Genomic DNA, 18,204 nt, shown 5'->3' on the forward strand with positions numbered 1-18,204 from the left:
AGGGCGGCCCCTTAGCGGGCCTCAGCAAGCTTGTCACCCCTTTTGGCAATGGAGCTTGCAGCAGCGCCTCTGCGTTTCAGCCGCTTTCGCAGCGAGTCGCGCATCGGCAGCTCATAGAAGCGGTAGCTGAGCCGGGCGACCAGCACGACCACCACCATGAATATCGCCAGAAACCAGCCATGTTGCGCGAGTCGGCGCGGTTCCCATTCGGGAAGCAGCACCAGCAGCACGCTCAGCTGGATCGGGAAGTGCCAAAGATACACACCATACGATGTTTCGCCCAGCCACGCGCAAATGCGACGAAGGACGTCGGGTGCGCGTCCTTCAAGGAAGCGCATGAGAATCAGCGTTCCGCCGACGATTCCCACCGCTCCGTAGCGACGGAAGCCCCACTCCCCCTGAATTGCGGTGATCGCAAATCCTGCCGCAATCAGCGCACAAGCGATGGCTACAGGCCATGAAACGCGCCAATCGCGTTGGCAGAGGCGTGACAAGACCACGCCGGCGAAGAAGAAATAGCCGCACTCGATAACGAGTGAGAAATTGCCGTAACGCTGGTTGGCAAGAAAGAAGCCGGCAGACATCAGCGCCGGGATGACCAGCGATCGCCGCGCCCTCCCAGTCACCGCGAACCAGAACACCGCGTACACCAGCACTTCGACCGATACCGACCAGATCGGCCCATTGAACGATTCGCCCGTGCGAATCCATTCCGACGCCATGAACATCTGCGCCACGAAATGCTGCCAGTCGAAATTGGAATAGATCGGGGTGTAGCCGAGCTTCGACAGGGCGGCGAAATCGAGTGCGGTGACCACCAGCAGCGTCAACAGATGCAAGGGGTAGAGCCGGGCGAAGCGGTTAACGAAAAAGCTGCGCCCCCCGACGCGCCGGTCGCGGTAGACATGGGCGAAGACGAAACCCGAAATCAGCCAGAACACCTGCACCGCCATGAAGCCATAGCGATAGAGCGGTTCGAGCACGTCGGCTGCAGGCACCACATCGAGATAATGTGCCATGCGTTGCCGGTCGGCCCCCGCCATGAAGAAATGCACGTAGTGATAGACCAGCACGAACAGCGCCGCCGTGCCGCGCAACCCATCGATCAGCGACAGATAAGGCGCGCCTTCACGCTGATGTGCGCTCTGAGACGGAGCGCGTGCGGCAGCTTGCCCGTGCATAACCCCCTCGACGATCAACTGGTATCGGAAACGAAAAAGCCCCGGCGATCAGGCCGGGGCTTCATTCTATACCATTGCAGGCAATGTCAGTCGATCACTTCGACCATGTGCGGAAGCTTGGCGATTGCGCCGCGCACTTCCGGGGTGTCCTGCACTTCGACGACGCGATGCATTTTGCCGAGGCCGAGGCCGATAAGGACCTTCTTCTGGCTCTCGGGCCGACGGATCGGGCTGCCGATCTGCTTGATCTTGATGGTTTTCGCTTTGGCCATGATGATTACTCCGCCATCGCTGCGGCGTCGGCGTCAGCCTCCGCCTCGCTCGCGCCGCCACGACCCAGCAGGTCGGCAACTTTCTTTCCGCGACGCTGGGCCACCGACTTCGGCGAAGTCTGGTTGGTCAGCGCGTCGAAAGTAGCGCGGATCATGTTGTAGGGGTTGGACGTGCCGACCGACTTGGTCACAACGTCGTGAACGCCCAGGCTCTCGAACACGGCGCGCATCGGACCACCGGCGATGATGCCGGTTCCCGGAGGCGCGCTGCGCACGGTGACCTTGCCTGCGCCGAAACGGCCATTGCCGTCGTGGTGCAGCGTGCGGCCTTCCTTGAGCGGGACGCGGATCATCTTCTTCTTGGCCGAAGCGGTCGCCTTGGTGATCGCCTCGGGCACTTCGCGGGCCTTGCCGTGGCCGAAGCCAACGCGGCCCGAACCGTCACCCACGACGACCAGCGCGGCGAAACCGAAGCGCTTACCGCCCTTCACCGTCTTGGAAACGCGGTTGATGTGGACGAGCTTCTCGATGATGCCGTCGTCTTCTTCCTCACGCCGACGATCGTCGCGACGCCCGCGACCACCACGGCCACGACCGCCGCCCTCGCCGCGATCACGACCACCGCGACCGCCACGGCCACCGCGGCCCTGCTGTTCGCGCGGCTGCTCGGGATCGCCACTTGCTGCGGACTGCGTGTCGGCGGCCTCCGATGGCGTATCCGCCACCGCCGGCTGCTCGTTGGTCACCGCATTTTCCGTTTCGGCGGTCACCGGCGTTTCTTCGGTCTTGTTTTCATCAGCCATCATCAGAACTCCAGCCCGCCTTCGCGGGCGGCGTCGGCCAGCGCCTTGACGCGGCCGTGGAACAGGAAACCGCCGCGATCGAACACGACAGTGGTCACGCCGGCCTTCTTGGCGGCTGCGGCGATATCGCTACCGACCTGCTTGGCCGCATCGACATTGGCACCGGAAGCCTTGCCACCCAGGGTCGAGGCGGAAGCAAGCGTCTTGCCTGCGCCATCGTCGATGATCTGGGCGTAGATGTGCTTGCCGGTCCGGTGGACCGACAGGCGCGGCTTGCCACCGGCGCGGGTGCGCAGCGCCGTGCGGACACGACGACGGCGACGTTCGAAGAGGGAAAGCTTTGCCATCTTACTTCTTCTTCCCTTCCTTGCGGAAGATGTATTCGCCGCGATAGGCGATACCCTTGCCCTTGTAGGGCTCAGGCTTGCGCCAGCGGCGGACTTCAGCCGCGAATTGGCCGACCTTCTGCTTGTCGATGCCGGAAATCTCGACCGTGGTCTGATCCGGGGTCTTGACCTCGACACCTTCCGGCACGTCGAGATCGACGTCGTGCGAATAGCCGAGCTGAAGCTTGAGCTTCTTGCCCTGCGCCTGTGCACGATAGCCGACGCCCTTGATGATCAGCACCTTGGTGAAGCCATCGGTGACGCCTTCAACGAGGTTCGAGACCAGCGTACGCTGCATGCCCCAGTGGCTGCGCGCCGCCTTGGTGTCGTTCGCCGGGTTGACCGCGATCGCGCCGTCTTCGAGCTTGTAGTCGATCAATTCGCTCAGACCCAACGACAGAGTACCCTTGGGCCCCTTGACGTTCAGCTGACCGTTCTCGATCTGGGCGGTGACCCCGTTCGGGATCGCCACCGGCTTTTTGCCGATGCGGCTCATCAGAACACCTCCGCCAGCACTTCGCCGCCGACGTTGTTGCTGCGGGCTTCGTTGTCCGAAAGCACGCCGCGCGGGGTCGAGACGATGGTGATGCCAAGGCCGTTGCGCACAGTCGGAAGCTCCTTGGAGCCCGAATAGACGCGGCGGCCCGGCTTGGACACGCGGGCAACGTGCTTGATCGCAGGTTCGCCCTCGAAATACTTCAGTTCAATCCGCAGTTGCGGGTGCTTGCCCGTCGCGTCCTCGCTGTAGCCACGGATGTAGCCTTCACGCTGGAGCACTTCGAGCACGTTCGCACGCAGCTTGGACGCAGGCGAAAGGACGGAATCCTTCTTCGCCTGCTGGCCGTTGCGGATACGGGTGAGCATGTCACCCAGGGGATCGGTCATAGCCATCTATCGATTCCTCACCAGCTCGACTTGGTCAGGCCTGGGATCAGGCCCTTGTTGCCGAGGTCGCGCAGTTCGATGCGGTTCAGGCCGAACTTGCGGTAATAGCCGCGCGGGCGGCCGGTGGTGGAGCAGCGGTTGCGCACACGCGTGGGATTCGCATTGCGCGGCAGTTCCGCCATTTTGAGGCGCGCGACGAGACGCTCGGTCTCGTCGAGGCTCTTGTCATTGGCAGTGGCCTTAAGCTTTTCGTACTTGTCGGCATACTGCTTGACGAGCTTCTTGCGCCGCTCGTTCTTGTTGATCGAACTCAGTTTCGCCATTGGACTTAAGTTCCTTCGCTAGCGGCTTACGCCGCTTCCTTCTCTTCACCCGACTGAGTAGCCGGGAACGGGAAACCGAACAGACGCAGCAATTCGCGCGCTTCTTCGTCGGTCTTCGCCGTGGTGGTGACGATGATGTCCATGCCCCGGACCTTCTCGATCTTGTCGTAGGAGATTTCGGGGAAGACGATCTGTTCCTTCATGCCCATGGCGTAATTGCCACGGCCATCGAAGGAACGCGGATTGAGGCCACGGAAGTCGCGGATGCGCGGCATCGCGATGGTGACCAGGCGGTCCATGAATTCGTACATACGTTCACGACGCAAGGTGACCTTGCAACCGATCGGCATGCCTTCGCGCAGCTTGAACTGGGCGATCGACTTCTTGGCCTTGGTGATGACCGGCTTCTGGCCGGCGATCAGCGCCATTTCCTCGGCGGCGGTCTGGACCTTCTTCTTGTCCTGGCTCGCCTCGCCCACGCCCATATTGAGCGTGATCTTCTCGAGCTTGGGCACTTCCATCGCGTTCTTGTAACCGAACTTCTCGGTCATCGCCTTGGCGATCTCGGCCTCATACTTGGCCTTGAGACGCGGGGTATAGCTCTTTTCAGCCATCGATAGTCTCCCCGGATTTGACAGCAACGCGCACCTTCTTGCCGTCCTTTTCTTCGAAACGGACGCGGGTGGGCTTGCCATCCTTGGGATCGGCCAGAGCAACCTTGGCGATCGACATCGGCGCGGGATTGCGATCGATGCCGCCCTGCGGGTTGGCCTGGGTCGGCTTGCGGTGACGGGCAGCGACGTTCACACCCTCGACGATGATCTTGCCTTCCTTGGGCATGACCTTCGCAACGGTTCCGGTGCGACCCTTGTCCTTGCCGGACAGGACCACGACGCTGTCACCCTTCTTGATCTTCGAAGCGGCCATTACAGCACCTCCGGCGCAAGGCTGATGATCTTCATGAAGCCGCGACCGCGCAATTCGCGCACCACGGGGCCAAAGATACGGGTGCCGAGCGGCTCCTCGTTCTTGTTGACCAGCACGGCGGCGTTGCTGTCGAAACGGATCACGCTGCCATCAGGACGACGGACGTCCTTCTTGGTGCGCACGATCACGGCACGGTGCACGTCACCCTTCTTCACCTTTGCGCGTGGCTGGGCCTCCTTGACGGAGACCACAATCACGTCACCGACACTCGCGGTCCGGCGCTTCGAGCCGCCCAGTACCTTGATGCACTGGACGCGCTTGGCGCCGCTGTTGTCCGCGACGTCGAGATTGGATTGCATCTGGATCATCGATCCGGTTCCTTCTCACTTGGCTTGCCGAAACCAGTCCGGCAGTTCCTGACGCCTGTCCCCGCGGAAGCGGGGATCAACTCAATTAATTCCCTGCCGCCTCGACTTCGAGATCGGCTTCGACCGCCTGCACACCGCCTTCGGTCACACGGTCCTTCACCGCCCAGGTCTTGGTCTTGGAGATCGGTTTGGTCTCCTCGATGCGGACGATGTCGCCGAGCTGGTATTCGTTCTGCTCGTCGTGGGCGTGATACTTCTTCGAACGGCGGATAATCTTGCCGTACAGCGGGTGCTTCACCTTACGCTCGACAAGCACGGTTACGGTCTTGTCGGTCTTGTTGGAGGTGACGGTCCCGATCAGGATACGCTTGGGCATGGTCTACTCCTCAGGCCTTGGCATCCGCTGCCTGGGCGCGTTGGCCCTGCAGCGTCTTGATCTTGGCGATCGAGCGACGCACTTCGCGGATCCGCGAAGGCGCCTCGAGCTGGTTGGTGGCCGCCTGGAAACGCAGGTTGAACTGCTCGCGCTTCAGCGTCACCAGCTCCTCGGCCAGCTGGTCGTCGGTCTTCTGACGAAGATCGGCGGTCTTGGTGGTCTTGGCCATTATTCGCCTCCCAGATGGCTGGAATCGCCCAGACGGGCAACGACCTTGGTCTTGATCGGCAGCTTCATCGCTGCACGCTCGAACGCTTCGGCGGCCAGCGGACCGGGAACGCCATCGAGTTCGAACAGGATCCGGCCCGGCTTCACGCGCGCAGCCCAGTATTCGATCGAGCCCTTGCCCTTACCCTGACGAACTTCGGCAGGCTTCTTGGACACGGGCACGTCCGGGAACACGCGGATCCACAAACGTCCCTGACGCTTGATGTGGCGGGTGATCGCACGACGGGCCGCTTCGATCTGGCGTGCGGTAACACGCTCGGGTTCGAGAGCCTTGAGGCCGTAGGAGCCGAAATTCAGGGTGGTGCCGCCCTTGGCAGCGCCCTTGATCCGGCCCTTGAAGGCCTTGCGGAACTTGGTTTTCTTCGGTTGCAGCATGGTTCTGGCTCTACCTTAACGTGCCGGGCGGACGCCGGACGTCTGCGATTCCATCATCAGGCGGTCCTGCGCGGTCGGATCATGGCCGAGAATCTCGCCCTTGAAGACCCACACCTTGATGCCGATGATGCCATAGGCGGTCAGCGCCTCGGCTTCAGCGTAATCGATGTTCGCGCGCAGCGTATGCAGAGGCACACGACCTTCGCGATACTGTTCGACGCGGGCGATTTCGGCGCCGCCGAGACGGCCGCCGCACATGATCTTGATGCCTTCGGCACCCAGACGCATCGCGGATTGCATCGCGCGCTTCATCGCTCGGCGGAAAGCCACGCGGCGGATCAGCTGGTCGGCGATGCCCTGGGCGACGAGCTTGGCATCGACTTCCGGCTTGCGGATCTCGACGATGTTCAGCTTCACTTCGCTGGCCGTCATGCTCGACAGCTTGGCGCGCAGCTTCTCGATGTCCGCGCCCTTCTTGCCGATGATGACACCGGGACGCGCGGCATAGATCGAGATGCGGCACAGCTTGGCCGGACGCTCGATGACCACCTTCGAAATCGCTGCCTGCGGCAGGCTGTCGACGATGAACTTGCGCAGTTCGATATCCTCGCTGAGCAGCTTGGCATAGTCGCGCCCTTCGGCGTACCAGCGGCTGTCCCAGGTGCGGTTGATCTGCAGGCGCAGGCCGATCGGATTGCTCTTGTGACCCATATCAGGCTTCCTCACTTTCACGGACCACGATGCGCAGCCGACTGAACGGCTTGAGAATGCGCGTGGACTTGCCACGGCCGCGCGTGTGGAAGCGCTTCATGGTGATCGACTTGCCAACCGAGGCTTCCGCCACGACGAGCGCGTCGACATCAAGATTGTGGTTGTTCTCCGCATTGGCGATCGCCGAAGCGAGCACCTTGCTGGCGTCCTTGGCCATCGCCCGCTTGGAGAAGGCGAGGATGTTCATGGCCTCTTCGGCCTTCTTGCCGCGGATCAGACCGGCGACGAGGTTGAGCTTCTGCGCCGAACCACGAATGGTGGTTCCCACAGCCAGCGCCTCGTTGTCGGCGACGCGACGGGGTGCCTTTGCCTTGCCCATTAGCGTTTGCCCTTCTTGTCGGCGGCGTGACCCGGGAAGGTGCGCGTGGGCGCGAATTCACCGAGCTTGTGCCCTACCATCTCTTCCGAGACGGAGACCGGGATGAACTTGTGGCCATTGTAGACGTTGAACGTCAGGCCGACGAAATCCGGCAGGATCGTGCTGCGACGCGACCAGGTCTTGATCGGCTTGTTGCTGCTCGCTTCCTGTGCGTCCTGCGCCTTCTTCAGAAGGCTGAGTTCGACGAACGGACCTTTCCAGACGGAACGTGCCATGTCCGATTACCTCTTCTTCTTCGCGTGACGCGAACGGATGATCATCTTGTCGGTCGACTTGTTGTGACGCGTGCGCGCACCCTTGGTCGGCTTGCCCCACGGAGTGACCGGGTGACGGCCGCCCGAGGTACGGCCTTCGCCGCCGCCGTGCGGGTGGTCGACCGGGTTCTTGGCGACACCGCGGGTGAGCGGCTTGACGCCCATCCACCGCTTGCGGCCTGCCTTGCCCAGGTTCTGGTTCTGGTTGTCGGGGTTCGAAACCGCCCCGACCGTGCCCATGCAATCGGCACGCAGGTAACGCTGCTCACCCGAGTTGAGACGCACGATCACCATCCCGCGGTCACGACCGACGAGCTGGACATAGGCGCCTGCCGAACGGGCGATCTGGCCGCCCTTGCCCGGCTTCATCTCGACATTGTGGCAGATCGTGCCGACCGGCATCTGGCCCAGCAGCATCGCGTTGCCCGGCTTGGTGTCGGTCTTCTCACCCGCGATCACCTTGTCCCCGACAGCGAGGCGCTGCGGTGCGATGATGTAGGCAAGTTCATCGTCGGCGTACTTGATGAGCGCGATGAAGGCGGTGCGGTTGGGATCATACTCGATCCGCTCCACGGTGCCTTCGACGTCCCACTTGCGACGCTTGAAGTCGATGTAACGATACTTCTGCTTGTGGCCACCGGCCATGCCGCGCGAAGTAACGTGGCCCTTGTTGTTACGGCCACCCGTCTTGCGCTTGCCTTCCGTCAGCGACTTGACCGGCTTGCCCTTGTACAGGCCGGACTTGTCGACGAGGATGAGGCCGCGCCGGGCGGGGCTCGTCGGATTATAATTCTTGAGTGCCATGTTCCTGCCCTCAGATCCCGCTGGTGATGTCGATCATGTCACCCTCGGCGAGGGTAATGATCGCTTTTTTCACGTCGGTGCGCTTGTAGGGCTTACCCTTCCAGCGCTTGGTCTTGCCCTTCACCACGATGGTGTTCACACCCACGACCTTCTTGTCGTAGATCGCCTCGATCGCTTCCTTGATCTGCGGCTTGGTCGCATCATTGGCGACCTTGAAAACCACCGCATTGCTCTCCGAGGCCAGCGTGGACTTCTCGGTGATGTGCGGGGCGAGGATCACGTCATAGTGACGCGCGTCGATTTCCTGCTTCTTAGCCATTGAAACGGGCCTCCAGCTTTTCGACCGCGTCCTTGGTGAGGACCAGCGTGTCATGCTTCAGGATGTCGTAGACATTGGCACCGATCGCCGGCAGCACGTTGACGTGCGGCAGGTTGCGAGCAGCCTTGGCGAACCCGTCGTCGACCGCTTCGCCGCCGATGATCAGGACCTTGCCAGCCCAGCCAGCCTTGTCGAAGTGACCCTTGAGCGCCTTGGTCTTGGCATCCTTCAGCGCGAGACTGTCGACGATCACCAGACCATCCTTAGCCTTGCTCGAAAGCGCCATCTTGAGACCCAGCGCACGGATCTTCTTGTTCAGCGACGGGTTGAAGTCGCGCTTGCGGGCACCGTGGGCCTTACCACCACCGATGAACACCGGAGCAGCGCGATCGCCGTGACGAGCGGTACCGCCGCCCTTCTGACGACCGAACTTCTTGCCGGTGCGGGCAACGTCCGAGCGCTCACGCGTCGGACGCGCGGTGGCGCGACGCTTTTCAAGCTGCCAGGTCACCACACGGTGAAGAATGTCGGCACGCGGTTCGAGGCCGAAGACGGCATCGTTCAGTTCGATGTCGCCCGAGGCGCCGCCGCCCAGTTTCTGGACCTTGACCTTCACGATCAGGACTCCTTGCTCTCGCCGTCAGCCGCGCCCGCATCGGGGGTGGCTTCGGGGGTGTTTTCGCTGCCCTCGGTCTCGGCACCGGCTTCCTGGCTCTTCAGGAGCTCGGCCTGATGCTCGGCATCGACCTGCTCGTGCACTTCGTGCTCGGCATTGTGCTCGACCAGACCGGCGGGCGCTTCCTCGTGCTCGACCTTGCTCTTCTTCTCGAGCACGGCACCGGGGAATGGGGCACCTTCAGGCTGCGGCAGCTTGACCGCGTCGCGAACGAGCAGCCACGCATTCGAAGCACCGGGGACCGAACCCTTGACGAAGATCAGACCGCGATCGGCGTCAGTGCGCACGACCTCGAGGTTCTGCTGGGTGCGCTGACGGTCGCCCATGTGACCGGCCATCTTCTTGCCCTTGAACACGCGGCCCGGATCCTGGCGGTTACCCGTCGAACCGTGCGAACGGTGCGAGAGCGAGACGCCGTGAGTGGCGCGCAGGCCTCCGAAGCCCCAGCGCTTCATCGCGCCGGCAAAGCCCTTGCCCTGCGTGTGGCCGGTGACGTCGACCTTCTGCCCGGCAATGAAGTGCTCAGCGGAAATGTGCGAGCCAACCGGGACCAGCCCGTCAGCATCGGCAACACGGAATTCCGCGACCTTCATCTTCAGCGACACTTCAGCCTTCGCAAAGGCTTCGCGCTGCGGCTTGTTTACATTTTTCTGCTTGGCCTCGCCCGCGCCGAGCTGGACAGCATAATAGCCGTCACGGTCTTCGGTACGGTGCGATACGACCTGACAGCCTTCCAGCGCGAGAACGGTAACAGGCACGTGCCGTCCGTCCTCCTGGAAGAGGCGGGTCATCCCGACTTTCCTTGCGATAACGCCAGTGCGCATCGTCAAAACTCCTCAACAGAGGCACACGAGGCCCATCCCCGCGTGCTTGCATGGCCCGAATTGTGATGCATCGCCCCGTCCGGGCCACTGTGCCTTTCCCTTGCGAGAGAGGCGAGACGGGGGACGCAGACCCGGATGTTATCCGGCGGTATCCCTATGTCTTGCCGGACCTTTCGGGCCAGCGGGGCAATAGAGAGCCCCTGAACTTCCGGTCAGATTAACGTCCTGCCGAAGACGGTCGCGATCAAGCCAGCTTGATTTCGACGTTTACGCCAGCAGCCAGATCGAGCTTCATCAGCGCGTCGACGGTCTGGGCGTTGGGCTGCACGATGTCGAGCAACCGCTTGTAGGTGCGCACCTCGAACTGCTCGCGCGACTTCTTGTCGATGTGCGGGCCGCGGTTCACGGTGAACTTCTCGATACGCGTCGGCATGGGAATGGGGCCACGAATAAGAGCACCCGTACGACGTGCGGTTTCAGCGATTTCGCCAGTTGCCTGGTCGAGCACGCGATGGTCGAACGCCTTGAGGCGAATGCGGATATTCTGAGCTTCCATGTCCTACACCGATGCGAAAGAGCCAAGAAGGGTCACCCCTTCCAAAACAAAAGGCCCGCCCTGCTTGAACCGGATATCCGGCGAAGGGCGGCCCCGAAATTCGTTACGACGGAGACGAATCTCCGTGTGTGTGGGGCGCCTATACGTTCATGAGGTTTCAGTTGCAACCCCGAGATGTTGGATTTTTGTGGTCACCACGGAACCGTGTCACCGAAGCGATCGAGGTATTCCGCCCCGGGCCGGTTCCGCTTGGCAAGCAATACGTCCACCAGACTGGGAACAGTCTCTTCCAATGTAAACGGAGCATCGGGACCGCCGAGATCGGTTTTGATCCAACCCGGTGCAAGCACGACGATGGCACGATTTCGATTCTCTTCATGCGCAGCAAACGCCTTGACCAGCATATTGAGTGCGGCCTTGCTGGCGCGATAGACCTCGCGCTGGCCCTTGAGATTATTGCCGATGCTGCCCTGACCCGACGACATGGCACCGATCAATCCAATATCGGTCACCAGATCCTGCAATGCCTCCATGACCTGCAACGGGGCATAGGCATTTGTGACCATCACCCTGGCAAATTCCTCCGCATCGACATCGCGGATCAGAGCGAGTGGGTCGCCGGTCGTTATCCCGGCACATATGAACAGTGCATCGAGCTTCTCGTCTTGCAGGGCAAGCTTCAGCATCGCGATCTGCTCGGGGTAAACCATGTCGAGTTGTTCGATATGCAAGCTGTCGGGATGATGTTCGGCGAGGTCGTGCAGCAAACACCGCTTATCGCCCCGAACCGTCCCGATAACGCGCCAGTTCCGCTTAACGAACTCAGCCGCCAATCCGTAGCCGAGACCTCTCGACGCGCCGACAATCAATACCGTCGGCTGTTTACCTGCATGCTTGTCATTCATGGGTCTTGCAGTTTCCCTTCCGATGGCATCACCGCTCCGGGCTGACCGGCGTAGTGCAATAAGGAAAGGCCCGGCCACTCCGTCGAGTGACCGGGCCTCTTGTCTCGCCCGAAAGCGAGAAAGCCTTACTTGGTGATCGAGCTCACAACGCCCGAACCGACGGTGCGGCCACCTTCGCGGATCGCGAAGCGCAGGCCTTCGTCCATGGCGATCGGAGCGATCAGCTTGACGCCGATGGTCACGTTGTCGCCCGGCATCACCATTTCGGTGCCCTCGGGGAGGATAACCTCACCGGTGACGTCGGTGGTGCGGAAGTAGAACTGCGGACGATAGTTCGCGAAGAACGGCGTGTGACGGCCGCCTTCGTCCTTCGACAGGACGTAAACTTCGGCCGAGAACTCGGTGTGCGGGCTGACCGAACCGGGCTTGCACAGCACCTGGCCACGCTCGACGTCTTCACGGCCGATACCGCGGATCAGGGCACCAATGTTGTCGCCAGCTTCACCGCGATCGAGCAGCTTGCGGAACATTTCGACGCCGGTGACGGTCGTCTTCTGGGTGTCCTTGATGCCGACGATTTCGACTTCGTCGCCAACGTTCACGATGCCGGTTTCGACACGGCCGGTCACAACCGTACCACGACCCGAGATCGAGAACACGTCTTCGATCGGCATCAGGAACGGCTTGTCGACCGGACGGTCGGGCTGCGGGATGTGCTCGTCAACAGCTTCCATCAGCGCGATGATCGAGTTCTTGCCGATCTCGTCGTCACGACCTTCGAGCGCGGCCAGAGCCGAACCCTTGACGATGGGAATGTTGTCGCCGTCGAAGTCGTACGAGCTGAGCAGCTCGCGAACTTCCAGCTCGACCAGCTCAAGCAGTTCCTCGTCGTCAACCTGGTCGACCTTGTTGAGGTACACGACCAGAGCCGGAACGCCGACCTGACGAGCGAGCAGGATGTGCTCGCGGGTCTGCGGCATCGGGCCGTCAGCAGCGTTCACCACCAGGATCGCGCCGTCCATCTGCGCCGCGCCGGTGATCATGTTCTTAACATAGTCGGCGTGGCCCGGGCAGTCGACGTGCGCATAGTGGCGCGCAGCGGTCTCGTATTCGACGTGTGCGGTCGAGATGGTGATCCCGCGCTCACGCTCTTCCGGAGCCTTGTCGATGTTGGCGAAGTCAACGGCTGCACCGCCGTAGGTTTCCGCCATCACCTTGGTGATTGCCGCGGTCAGCGTGGTCTTGCCATGGTCGACGTGACCGATGGTGCCGATGTTGCAGTGCGGCTTGTTGCGCTCGAATTTTTCCTTCGCCATTTCTCGAATTACCTCTGTCTGAAAGAATAGAATTTCCGCAGGTGGAAGGCGGCGCCAAGCGGAATAAGGCGCCGCCCCTAGACCGTGCTCGCCCGTTAGGCAAGCTTCTCCTTAACTTCAGCCGCGACGTTCGCCGGGACTTCGTCATAGTGGCTGAACTGCATCGAATACTGCGCGCGCCCCTGGGTGAAGGAACGCAGCTCGTTGACGTATCCGAACATGTTGGCCAGCGGCACATTGGCCTCGACCGCCTGGGCGATACCACGGCTGTCGGTGCCCTGGATCTGACCACGGCGGCTGTTGAGATCGCCGATGACGTCGCCGAGATAATCCTCGGGCGTCACGACCTCGACCTTCATGATCGGCTCAAGCAGCTTGATCCCGGCCTTCTGCGCCGCTTCGCGCATCGCACCGCGACCGGCGATCTCGAACGCGATCGTCGACGAGTCGACGTCGTGGTACTTACCGTCGATCAGGCGGATGTCGAAGTCGATGATCGGGAAGCCGATCAGGTAACCGGTCTCGGCCTGCTCGCGCATACCCTTCTCGACCGAGGGGATATATTCGCGAGGAATGTTACCGCCCTTGATCTCGTCGATGAAGTTGATGCCCTGACCGCGTTCACCGGGGGTGAGCACGACCTTGACCTCACCGAACTGGCCCGAACCACCCGACTGCTTCTTGTGGGTGTAAACCAGCTCGACTTCGCGGGCGAGCGATTCGCGATACGCCACCTGCGGCGCACCGACATTCGCTTCGACCTTGAATTCGCGCTTCATGCGATCGACGAGGATGTCGAGGTGAAGCTCGCCCATGCCCTTGATGATCGTCTGGCCCGATTCGTGATCGGTCGAAACGCGGAAGCTCGGGTCCTCGGCAGCCAGGCGATTGAGCGCGACGCCCATCTTTTCCTGGTCGGCCTTGGTCTTGGGCTCCACCGACAGCTCGATCACCGGATCGGGGAATTCCATCCGCTCGAGGATGATCGGCTTGGCCGGATCGCACAGCGTATCGCCGGTGGTGGTGTCCTTCATACCGGCCAGCGCCACGATGTCGCCCGCGAACGCCTCATCGATGTCTTCGCGGTTGTTGGAATGCATCAGCAGCATACGGCCGATCTTTTCCTTCTTGTCCTTCACCGAGTTCAGGACCGAGCCCTTGGCGAGCTTGCCCGAATAGATGCGGGTGAAGGTCAGCGAGCCAACGAACGGGTCGTTCATGATCTTGAACGCCAGCGCGCTGAACGGTGCCTCGTCGCTGGAGGGGCGCTCGGCCTCCTCTTCGCTGTCGGGCAGCACGCCCTTGATGGCCGGCACGTCGAGCGGGGACGGCATGTAATCGACCACCGCGTCAAGCAGCGGCTGAACGCCCTTGTTCTTGAACGCCGAGCCGCAGGTCACAGGCACGAAATCGCGCGCCATCGTGCCCTTGCGGATCAGCCGCTTGATGGTCGCCACGTCGGGCTCGTTGCCTTCGAGATAGGCTTCCATGATATCGTCGTCCTGTTCGACGACGGTCTCGATCAGCTTCTCGCGATATTCGGCGACCTTGTCAGCCATGTCCTCGGGAATGTCGACGAATTCGTACTTGGCGCCGAGATCTTCGGCCTGCCACACGATGCCGCGATTGGTGACGAGGTCGACCACGCCCTTCAGATCGCTTTCAGCGCCGATCGGCAGGGTGATGACCAGCGGGGTCGCGCCAAGGCGATCGACGATCGACTTCACGCAGTAATAGAAATCGGCGCCGGTGCGGTCGAGCTTGTTGATGAAGCACATCCGCGGCACGCCGTACTTGTCGGCCTGGCGCCACACGGTTTCGGACTGCGGCTCAACGCCGGCAACGCCGTCGAACACGGCAACCGCGCCGTCGAGCACGCGCAGCGAACGCTCGACTTCGATGGTGAAGTCGACGTGGCCGGGGGTGTCGATGATGTTGATGCGGTACTTGGGCATGTTCGCGCGCAGCGCTTCAGGCTCGGACCGCGGATCCATGCTCGGATCTTCGGGCGTCCAGAATGTGGTCGTCGCCGCCGAGGTAATGGTGATCCCGCGTTCCTGCTCCTGCTCCATCCAGTCCATCGTCGCGGCACCATCGTGCACTTCGCCGATCTTGTAGGACTTGCCGGTGTAATAGAGGATACGCTCGGTCGTGGTGGTCTTGCCGGCATCGATGTGCGCCATGATGCCGATATTGCGATAGCGCTCCAGCGGATATTCGCGGGCCATGAAAAATTCCTCAGCGGTTCGGGGGGCTACGGATAGCGACCCCCATATGGGTAATAATGTGACCGGTTAAAGACCGTGGGCGGCGCGCCGTGCTCCAGCTGCGCCGCCCGCGGCCATTACGCCATTACCAGCGGTAGTGCGAGAAGGCGCGGTTGGCGTCCGCCATGCGGTGCGTGTCTTCGCGCTTCTTGACCGCGTTGCCACGGTTGTTGGCAGCATCCATCAGCTCGCCCGACAGGCGTGCGGCCATGGTGGTTTCGGGACGACCGCGAGCCGCACCGATCAGCCAGCGCAGCGCGAGCGCCTGGGCACGCTCGGGGCGAACCTCGACCGGCACCTGGTAGGTCGCACCGCCGACACGGCGGCTGCGGACTTCGACCTGCGGCTTGATGTTGTCGAGCGCGGCATGGAACACTTCCATCGGGCTCGTCTTGGCCTTGGTCTCGACCGTTTCGAGCGCGCCGTAAACGATACGCTCTGCAGTGGACTTCTTGCCGTCATACATGAGGTTGTTCATGAACTTCGACAGCACCAGATCACCAAACTTGGGATCGGGCAGGATTTCCCGCTTCTCGGGACGACGACGACGTGACATTTTTGCTAACTCCTTCGGAGAGCGGCAGCACCTCCGTGCTGCCTTGCGGCTCCGGCCCGCTCCCCCTCCCGGCCACCCAGAGACTACCGTGTCGGGTAGCCGGGAGTGGCATCGGGCCGGAGCCGGGCTAGCGCCGCGCCAAAATTACTTCGGACGCTTCGCGCCGTACTTCGAGCGGGACTGCTTGCGGTCCTTGACACCCTGTGTGTCGAGCACGCCGCGCAGCACGTGATAGCGCACGCCGGGAAGGTCGCGCACACGGCCGCCACGGATCAGGACAACGCTGTGCTCTTGCAGGTTGTGGCCCTCGCCCGGGATGTAGGAGATGACTTCGCGCTGGTTGGTAAGACGCACCTTGGCGACCTTGCGCAGAGCGGAGTTCGGCTTCTTCGGCGTCGTGGTATAGACGCGCGTGCAGACACCGCGCTTCTGCGGGTTCTGCTCCATCGCAGGGACCTTGGACTTGGCCTTCTGCGGAACGCGGCCCTTGCGGACCAGCTGGTTGATCGTCGGCATTTGAGTCTCTTCTCTTCACCGTTGCCTGACCCTTCAGCAAAAGTGGACGCCGGTTTTGCGCCCGGAAGGGTCAGAGTTAATGATGGCGACTAGCGGGTGAGGATGGTTCGTTCGGGTCGGGCGAGACACACGCACGGCGCAGCGAAGCGCCGGAGCGGATATTCGCACGAGCCTGAAACACTCCACCTTCGGGCCCACACGGCCACCGGGTTACTTTGACGGCTGCCCCGAAGCGCTCTCGATAAGAGACCGCCCCAATAGAAAAGAGCCTCGACGCATAAGCGACAGGCCCCGGGTCATGACCGGCAATGTTCAGCTCTATTTGACCGGCGCGGGACGAATCCTGCATCGGATAGGGGCGCGCTTAGCTGGGGTTGGGGTTTGGGTCAAGGTTCAACGAGCTCATCGGTTAGATCGAATGTGCTCGCATTATCACCCCGAATTCATGCCAATATGCAATACGTCCTCAATCCACGGGAGCACCGTCAGTAATCTTCCGGACCTCGCGACACCAATCAGCGAAAAACAAAAACCTATCTTCTTGTGGGGACGCTACGCTGCGGCTGAATGAAATTGAGGGCGCGCCGACAAATTCCCTCGCCGCATGAGTGTTCGCTGTCAGAGTGTCCAAAAAGCGCCTTCCATGGCCGATATGTTGGGATAGTGGACATTCTGTTTACGTTTTTGAAAACGAAATGGCCGACTTTCTTTACCTCGCGATGCAGGACTTGTGCATGATTTTTCCGATGCTTCTTATTTCGCTGGCGATCCCTGGGCAAAGCGACGATCCGTATCCCCCTGACACCATTTGCATGGCGGAAGACACGGTCGGAATGATCGAATGCCAAAAGCGCGCTCTTTCCGTTTGGGATGTTCGTCTCAATGACGAGTATAAGAAAGCACTAGATCGCGTCGGCATGGCTAGCCGGGAAAAGCTAAGGCAGGCTCAGAAATCCTGGCTTCGATATCGCGCTGCGAACTGTGAAGTCTATGAAAGCCACGGCGGCACGATACACTTTCTACTTGGAGGAGGTTGCATGCTCCGAATGACTCGGGAGCGAACGTTGGAGCTTCGCGGCTTTGACGCGGGTTATGAATGATCTGTCCGCTTTGAAGCGCGTCGGAAAGCTTTCGCTAAGTCCATTATGTTGCCGCAATCGTTAGACCGGTAGCCGCTATTGTTCGCTGATCCCGTATCGCCGCTTCATTTCAACAAGTATCGGCTCGAAATCATCCAACGTGCGGGACAAGCCTTTCCTGACGGCCTGCCGATCTCTGTAGGCGATGCAACCCGAGGGAACAATGAGTTCGTCGTCTTGAGACTTTTTATCACCCTTGGCGGCGATCGCAGAAATCAGTTTGGACACCCTCCTTCCAAAACGCTTGTCAAATCGTCGCTCCTGATTTTCTCTGAGATTGTGATTGCATAATTTGGCACCAGAGGCGCGGTAGGAGGCCCAATAAACCTCGCTAGGCACTTTCAGCATTTCAATCTGCTTGGCGGGGCCTAAATCGGATAAAAGCACCGCCATCAATACCAAGCTCACTACTTGCTCCTGACGATAGAGAATAGTCCGGCTATCGCTGAAGGCTGCCGATCACAAGGTCTGCAATCGATGAGCCCGCAGCTGTGCGGCTATGTCGCCAATGTTGTCAGTCGCGAATGTTTCGCTCCAGTTCGGGCCGCGACCAGCGGCCCGCAAGCGCGACTGCGCGCCCGTAGGGGTGGCCCCGCAGGGGTCGGGTCCCCGGAGGATAGCCAAGCGGGCGGATGCGCGGCGCCCGGCGCTTGAGGCCGAAAAAAGACTCTCCGCGCCAAGAACCGAGCGTAGCTGGTGCGAACCGCAAACCATTTTCCTACTCTGCATTTTTTTGTT

Annotated in this window: 28 protein-coding genes; 1 reads left to right on the forward strand and 27 read right to left on the reverse strand. The window is 61.3% G+C overall.

Annotated features, from left to right (window positions below; all coding sequences use genetic code 11):
* Positions 1-11: 11 nt before the first annotated feature.
* The 26 genes from GRI58_RS01135 to rpsL all read right to left on the reverse strand — a co-directional run bounded on the left by GRI58_RS01135 (position 12) and on the right by rpsL (position 16,327).
* Complete coding sequence (locus GRI58_RS01135) at positions 12-1,181, reverse strand: acyltransferase family protein (RefSeq protein WP_160751713.1); 1,170 nt, start codon at positions 1,179-1,181, stop codon at positions 12-14.
* 86 nt (positions 1,182-1,267) lie between these two features.
* The gene (gene rpmD, locus GRI58_RS01140) at positions 1,268-1,453 is read right to left on the reverse strand and encodes a 50S ribosomal protein L30 (protein WP_160751714.1); all 186 of its coding nucleotides are present in this window, start codon (positions 1,451-1,453) and stop codon (positions 1,268-1,270) included.
* Between the two features lie 5 nt (positions 1,454-1,458).
* Complete coding sequence (gene rpsE, locus GRI58_RS01145; protein ID WP_202386724.1) at positions 1,459-2,259, reverse strand: 30S ribosomal protein S5; 801 nt, start codon at positions 2,257-2,259, stop codon at positions 1,459-1,461.
* Complete coding sequence (gene rplR, locus GRI58_RS01150) at positions 2,259-2,603, reverse strand: 50S ribosomal protein L18 (protein WP_160751715.1); 345 nt, start codon at positions 2,601-2,603, stop codon at positions 2,259-2,261. The genes rpsE and rplR overlap by 1 nt, the downstream gene beginning before the upstream one ends.
* 1 nt (position 2,604) lies before the next feature.
* Entirely contained in the window at positions 2,605-3,138 is a 534-nt protein-coding gene (rplF, locus tag GRI58_RS01155) for a 50S ribosomal protein L6 (RefSeq protein WP_160751716.1), read from the reverse strand.
* Entirely contained in the window at positions 3,138-3,533 is a 396-nt protein-coding gene (gene rpsH / locus GRI58_RS01160) for a 30S ribosomal protein S8 (protein WP_160751717.1), read from the reverse strand. Before rpsH ends, rplF begins: the two co-directional genes overlap by 1 nt.
* An 11-nt stretch (positions 3,534-3,544) precedes the next feature.
* On the reverse strand, positions 3,545-3,850 hold the full coding sequence (rpsN, locus tag GRI58_RS01165; protein WP_160751718.1) for a 30S ribosomal protein S14: 306 nt from the start codon (positions 3,848-3,850) through the stop codon (positions 3,545-3,547).
* 26 nt (positions 3,851-3,876) lie between these two features.
* Complete coding sequence (gene rplE, locus GRI58_RS01170) at positions 3,877-4,464, reverse strand: 50S ribosomal protein L5 (RefSeq protein ID WP_160751719.1); 588 nt, start codon at positions 4,462-4,464, stop codon at positions 3,877-3,879.
* Positions 4,457-4,777, reverse strand: coding sequence for a 50S ribosomal protein L24 (gene rplX / locus GRI58_RS01175; RefSeq protein ID WP_160751720.1), 321 nt, complete (start codon positions 4,775-4,777; stop codon positions 4,457-4,459). The genes rplE and rplX overlap by 8 nt, the downstream gene beginning before the upstream one ends.
* Positions 4,777-5,145 carry a 50S ribosomal protein L14 gene (gene rplN, locus GRI58_RS01180; protein ID WP_160751721.1) on the reverse strand — a complete coding sequence of 123 codons (369 nt, stop codon included), beginning with the start codon at positions 5,143-5,145 and terminating at the stop codon, positions 4,777-4,779. Before rplN ends, rplX begins: the two co-directional genes overlap by 1 nt.
* Positions 5,146-5,230: 85 nt before the next feature.
* Positions 5,231-5,521: a 30S ribosomal protein S17 gene (gene rpsQ / locus GRI58_RS01185; protein ID WP_160751722.1), complete on the reverse strand. Its 291-nt coding sequence runs from the start codon at positions 5,519-5,521 to the stop codon at positions 5,231-5,233.
* Between the two features lie 10 nt (positions 5,522-5,531).
* Positions 5,532-5,750, reverse strand: coding sequence for a 50S ribosomal protein L29 (gene rpmC, locus GRI58_RS01190; RefSeq protein ID WP_160751723.1), 219 nt, complete (start codon positions 5,748-5,750; stop codon positions 5,532-5,534).
* Positions 5,750-6,184, reverse strand: coding sequence for a 50S ribosomal protein L16 (rplP, locus tag GRI58_RS01195; RefSeq protein WP_160751724.1), 435 nt, complete (start codon positions 6,182-6,184; stop codon positions 5,750-5,752). The genes rpmC and rplP overlap by 1 nt, the downstream gene beginning before the upstream one ends.
* 15 nt (positions 6,185-6,199) lie before the next feature.
* Positions 6,200-6,895, reverse strand: a complete 696-nt coding sequence (rpsC, locus tag GRI58_RS01200; protein ID WP_160751725.1) for a 30S ribosomal protein S3 — start codon at positions 6,893-6,895, stop codon at positions 6,200-6,202.
* A 1-nt stretch (position 6,896) separates the two neighbouring features.
* Complete coding sequence (gene rplV / locus GRI58_RS01205) at positions 6,897-7,274, reverse strand: 50S ribosomal protein L22 (RefSeq protein ID WP_160751726.1); 378 nt, start codon at positions 7,272-7,274, stop codon at positions 6,897-6,899.
* Positions 7,274-7,549 (reverse strand): 30S ribosomal protein S19, encoded by a 276-nt coding sequence (gene rpsS, locus GRI58_RS01210; RefSeq protein WP_160751727.1) that lies wholly within the window; start codon positions 7,547-7,549, stop codon positions 7,274-7,276. Before rpsS ends, rplV begins: the two co-directional genes overlap by 1 nt.
* 6 nt (positions 7,550-7,555) lie before the next feature.
* Positions 7,556-8,392: a 50S ribosomal protein L2 gene (gene rplB / locus GRI58_RS01215; RefSeq protein ID WP_160751728.1), complete on the reverse strand. Its 837-nt coding sequence runs from the start codon at positions 8,390-8,392 to the stop codon at positions 7,556-7,558.
* Positions 8,393-8,402: 10 nt separating this feature from the next.
* Positions 8,403-8,711 (reverse strand): 50S ribosomal protein L23, encoded by a 309-nt coding sequence (locus GRI58_RS01220; protein ID WP_160751729.1) that lies wholly within the window; start codon positions 8,709-8,711, stop codon positions 8,403-8,405.
* Positions 8,704-9,327, reverse strand: coding sequence for a 50S ribosomal protein L4 (gene rplD, locus GRI58_RS01225; RefSeq protein ID WP_160751730.1), 624 nt, complete (start codon positions 9,325-9,327; stop codon positions 8,704-8,706). The genes GRI58_RS01220 and rplD overlap by 8 nt, the downstream gene beginning before the upstream one ends.
* A 2-nt stretch (positions 9,328-9,329) precedes the next feature.
* A complete protein-coding gene (gene rplC / locus GRI58_RS01230) occupies positions 9,330-10,211 on the reverse strand; it encodes a 50S ribosomal protein L3 (RefSeq protein ID WP_160751731.1) in 882 nt (293 codons plus the stop codon).
* Positions 10,212-10,455: 244 nt separating this feature from the next.
* Complete coding sequence (gene rpsJ / locus GRI58_RS01235) at positions 10,456-10,767, reverse strand: 30S ribosomal protein S10 (protein ID WP_061924928.1); 312 nt, start codon at positions 10,765-10,767, stop codon at positions 10,456-10,458.
* 191 nt (positions 10,768-10,958) lie between these two features.
* Positions 10,959-11,672, reverse strand: a complete 714-nt coding sequence (locus tag GRI58_RS01240) for an SDR family NAD(P)-dependent oxidoreductase (protein ID WP_160751732.1) — start codon at positions 11,670-11,672, stop codon at positions 10,959-10,961.
* Positions 11,673-11,797: 125 nt separating this feature from the next.
* Entirely contained in the window at positions 11,798-12,988 is a 1,191-nt protein-coding gene (gene tuf, locus GRI58_RS01245) for an elongation factor Tu (RefSeq protein WP_160751733.1), read from the reverse strand.
* 95 nt (positions 12,989-13,083) lie between these two features.
* A complete protein-coding gene (fusA, locus tag GRI58_RS01250; protein ID WP_160751734.1) occupies positions 13,084-15,216 on the reverse strand; it encodes an elongation factor G in 2,133 nt (710 codons plus the stop codon).
* Positions 15,217-15,340: 124 nt separating this feature from the next.
* Positions 15,341-15,811: a 30S ribosomal protein S7 gene (gene rpsG / locus GRI58_RS01255; RefSeq protein WP_160751735.1), complete on the reverse strand. Its 471-nt coding sequence runs from the start codon at positions 15,809-15,811 to the stop codon at positions 15,341-15,343.
* Between the two features lie 144 nt (positions 15,812-15,955).
* A complete protein-coding gene (gene rpsL / locus GRI58_RS01260) occupies positions 15,956-16,327 on the reverse strand; it encodes a 30S ribosomal protein S12 (RefSeq protein ID WP_006831873.1) in 372 nt (123 codons plus the stop codon).
* A gap of 695 nt (positions 16,328-17,022) precedes the next feature.
* Here rpsL and GRI58_RS01265 point away from each other — a divergent pair.
* The gene (locus tag GRI58_RS01265) at positions 17,023-17,427 is read left to right on the forward strand and encodes a lysozyme inhibitor LprI family protein (RefSeq protein WP_160751736.1); all 405 of its coding nucleotides are present in this window, start codon (positions 17,023-17,025) and stop codon (positions 17,425-17,427) included.
* A 75-nt stretch (positions 17,428-17,502) separates the two neighbouring features.
* Here GRI58_RS01265 and GRI58_RS01270 read toward each other — a convergent pair whose 3' ends face one another.
* A complete protein-coding gene (locus tag GRI58_RS01270) occupies positions 17,503-17,874 on the reverse strand; it encodes a hypothetical protein (RefSeq protein ID WP_160751737.1) in 372 nt (123 codons plus the stop codon).
* Between the last annotated feature and the right edge of the window lie 330 nt (positions 17,875-18,204).

Origin of the sequence: Qipengyuania algicida (assembly GCF_009828025.1) — a bacterium.
GTDB classification, from domain to species: Bacteria; Pseudomonadota; Alphaproteobacteria; order Sphingomonadales; family Sphingomonadaceae; genus Qipengyuania; species Qipengyuania algicida.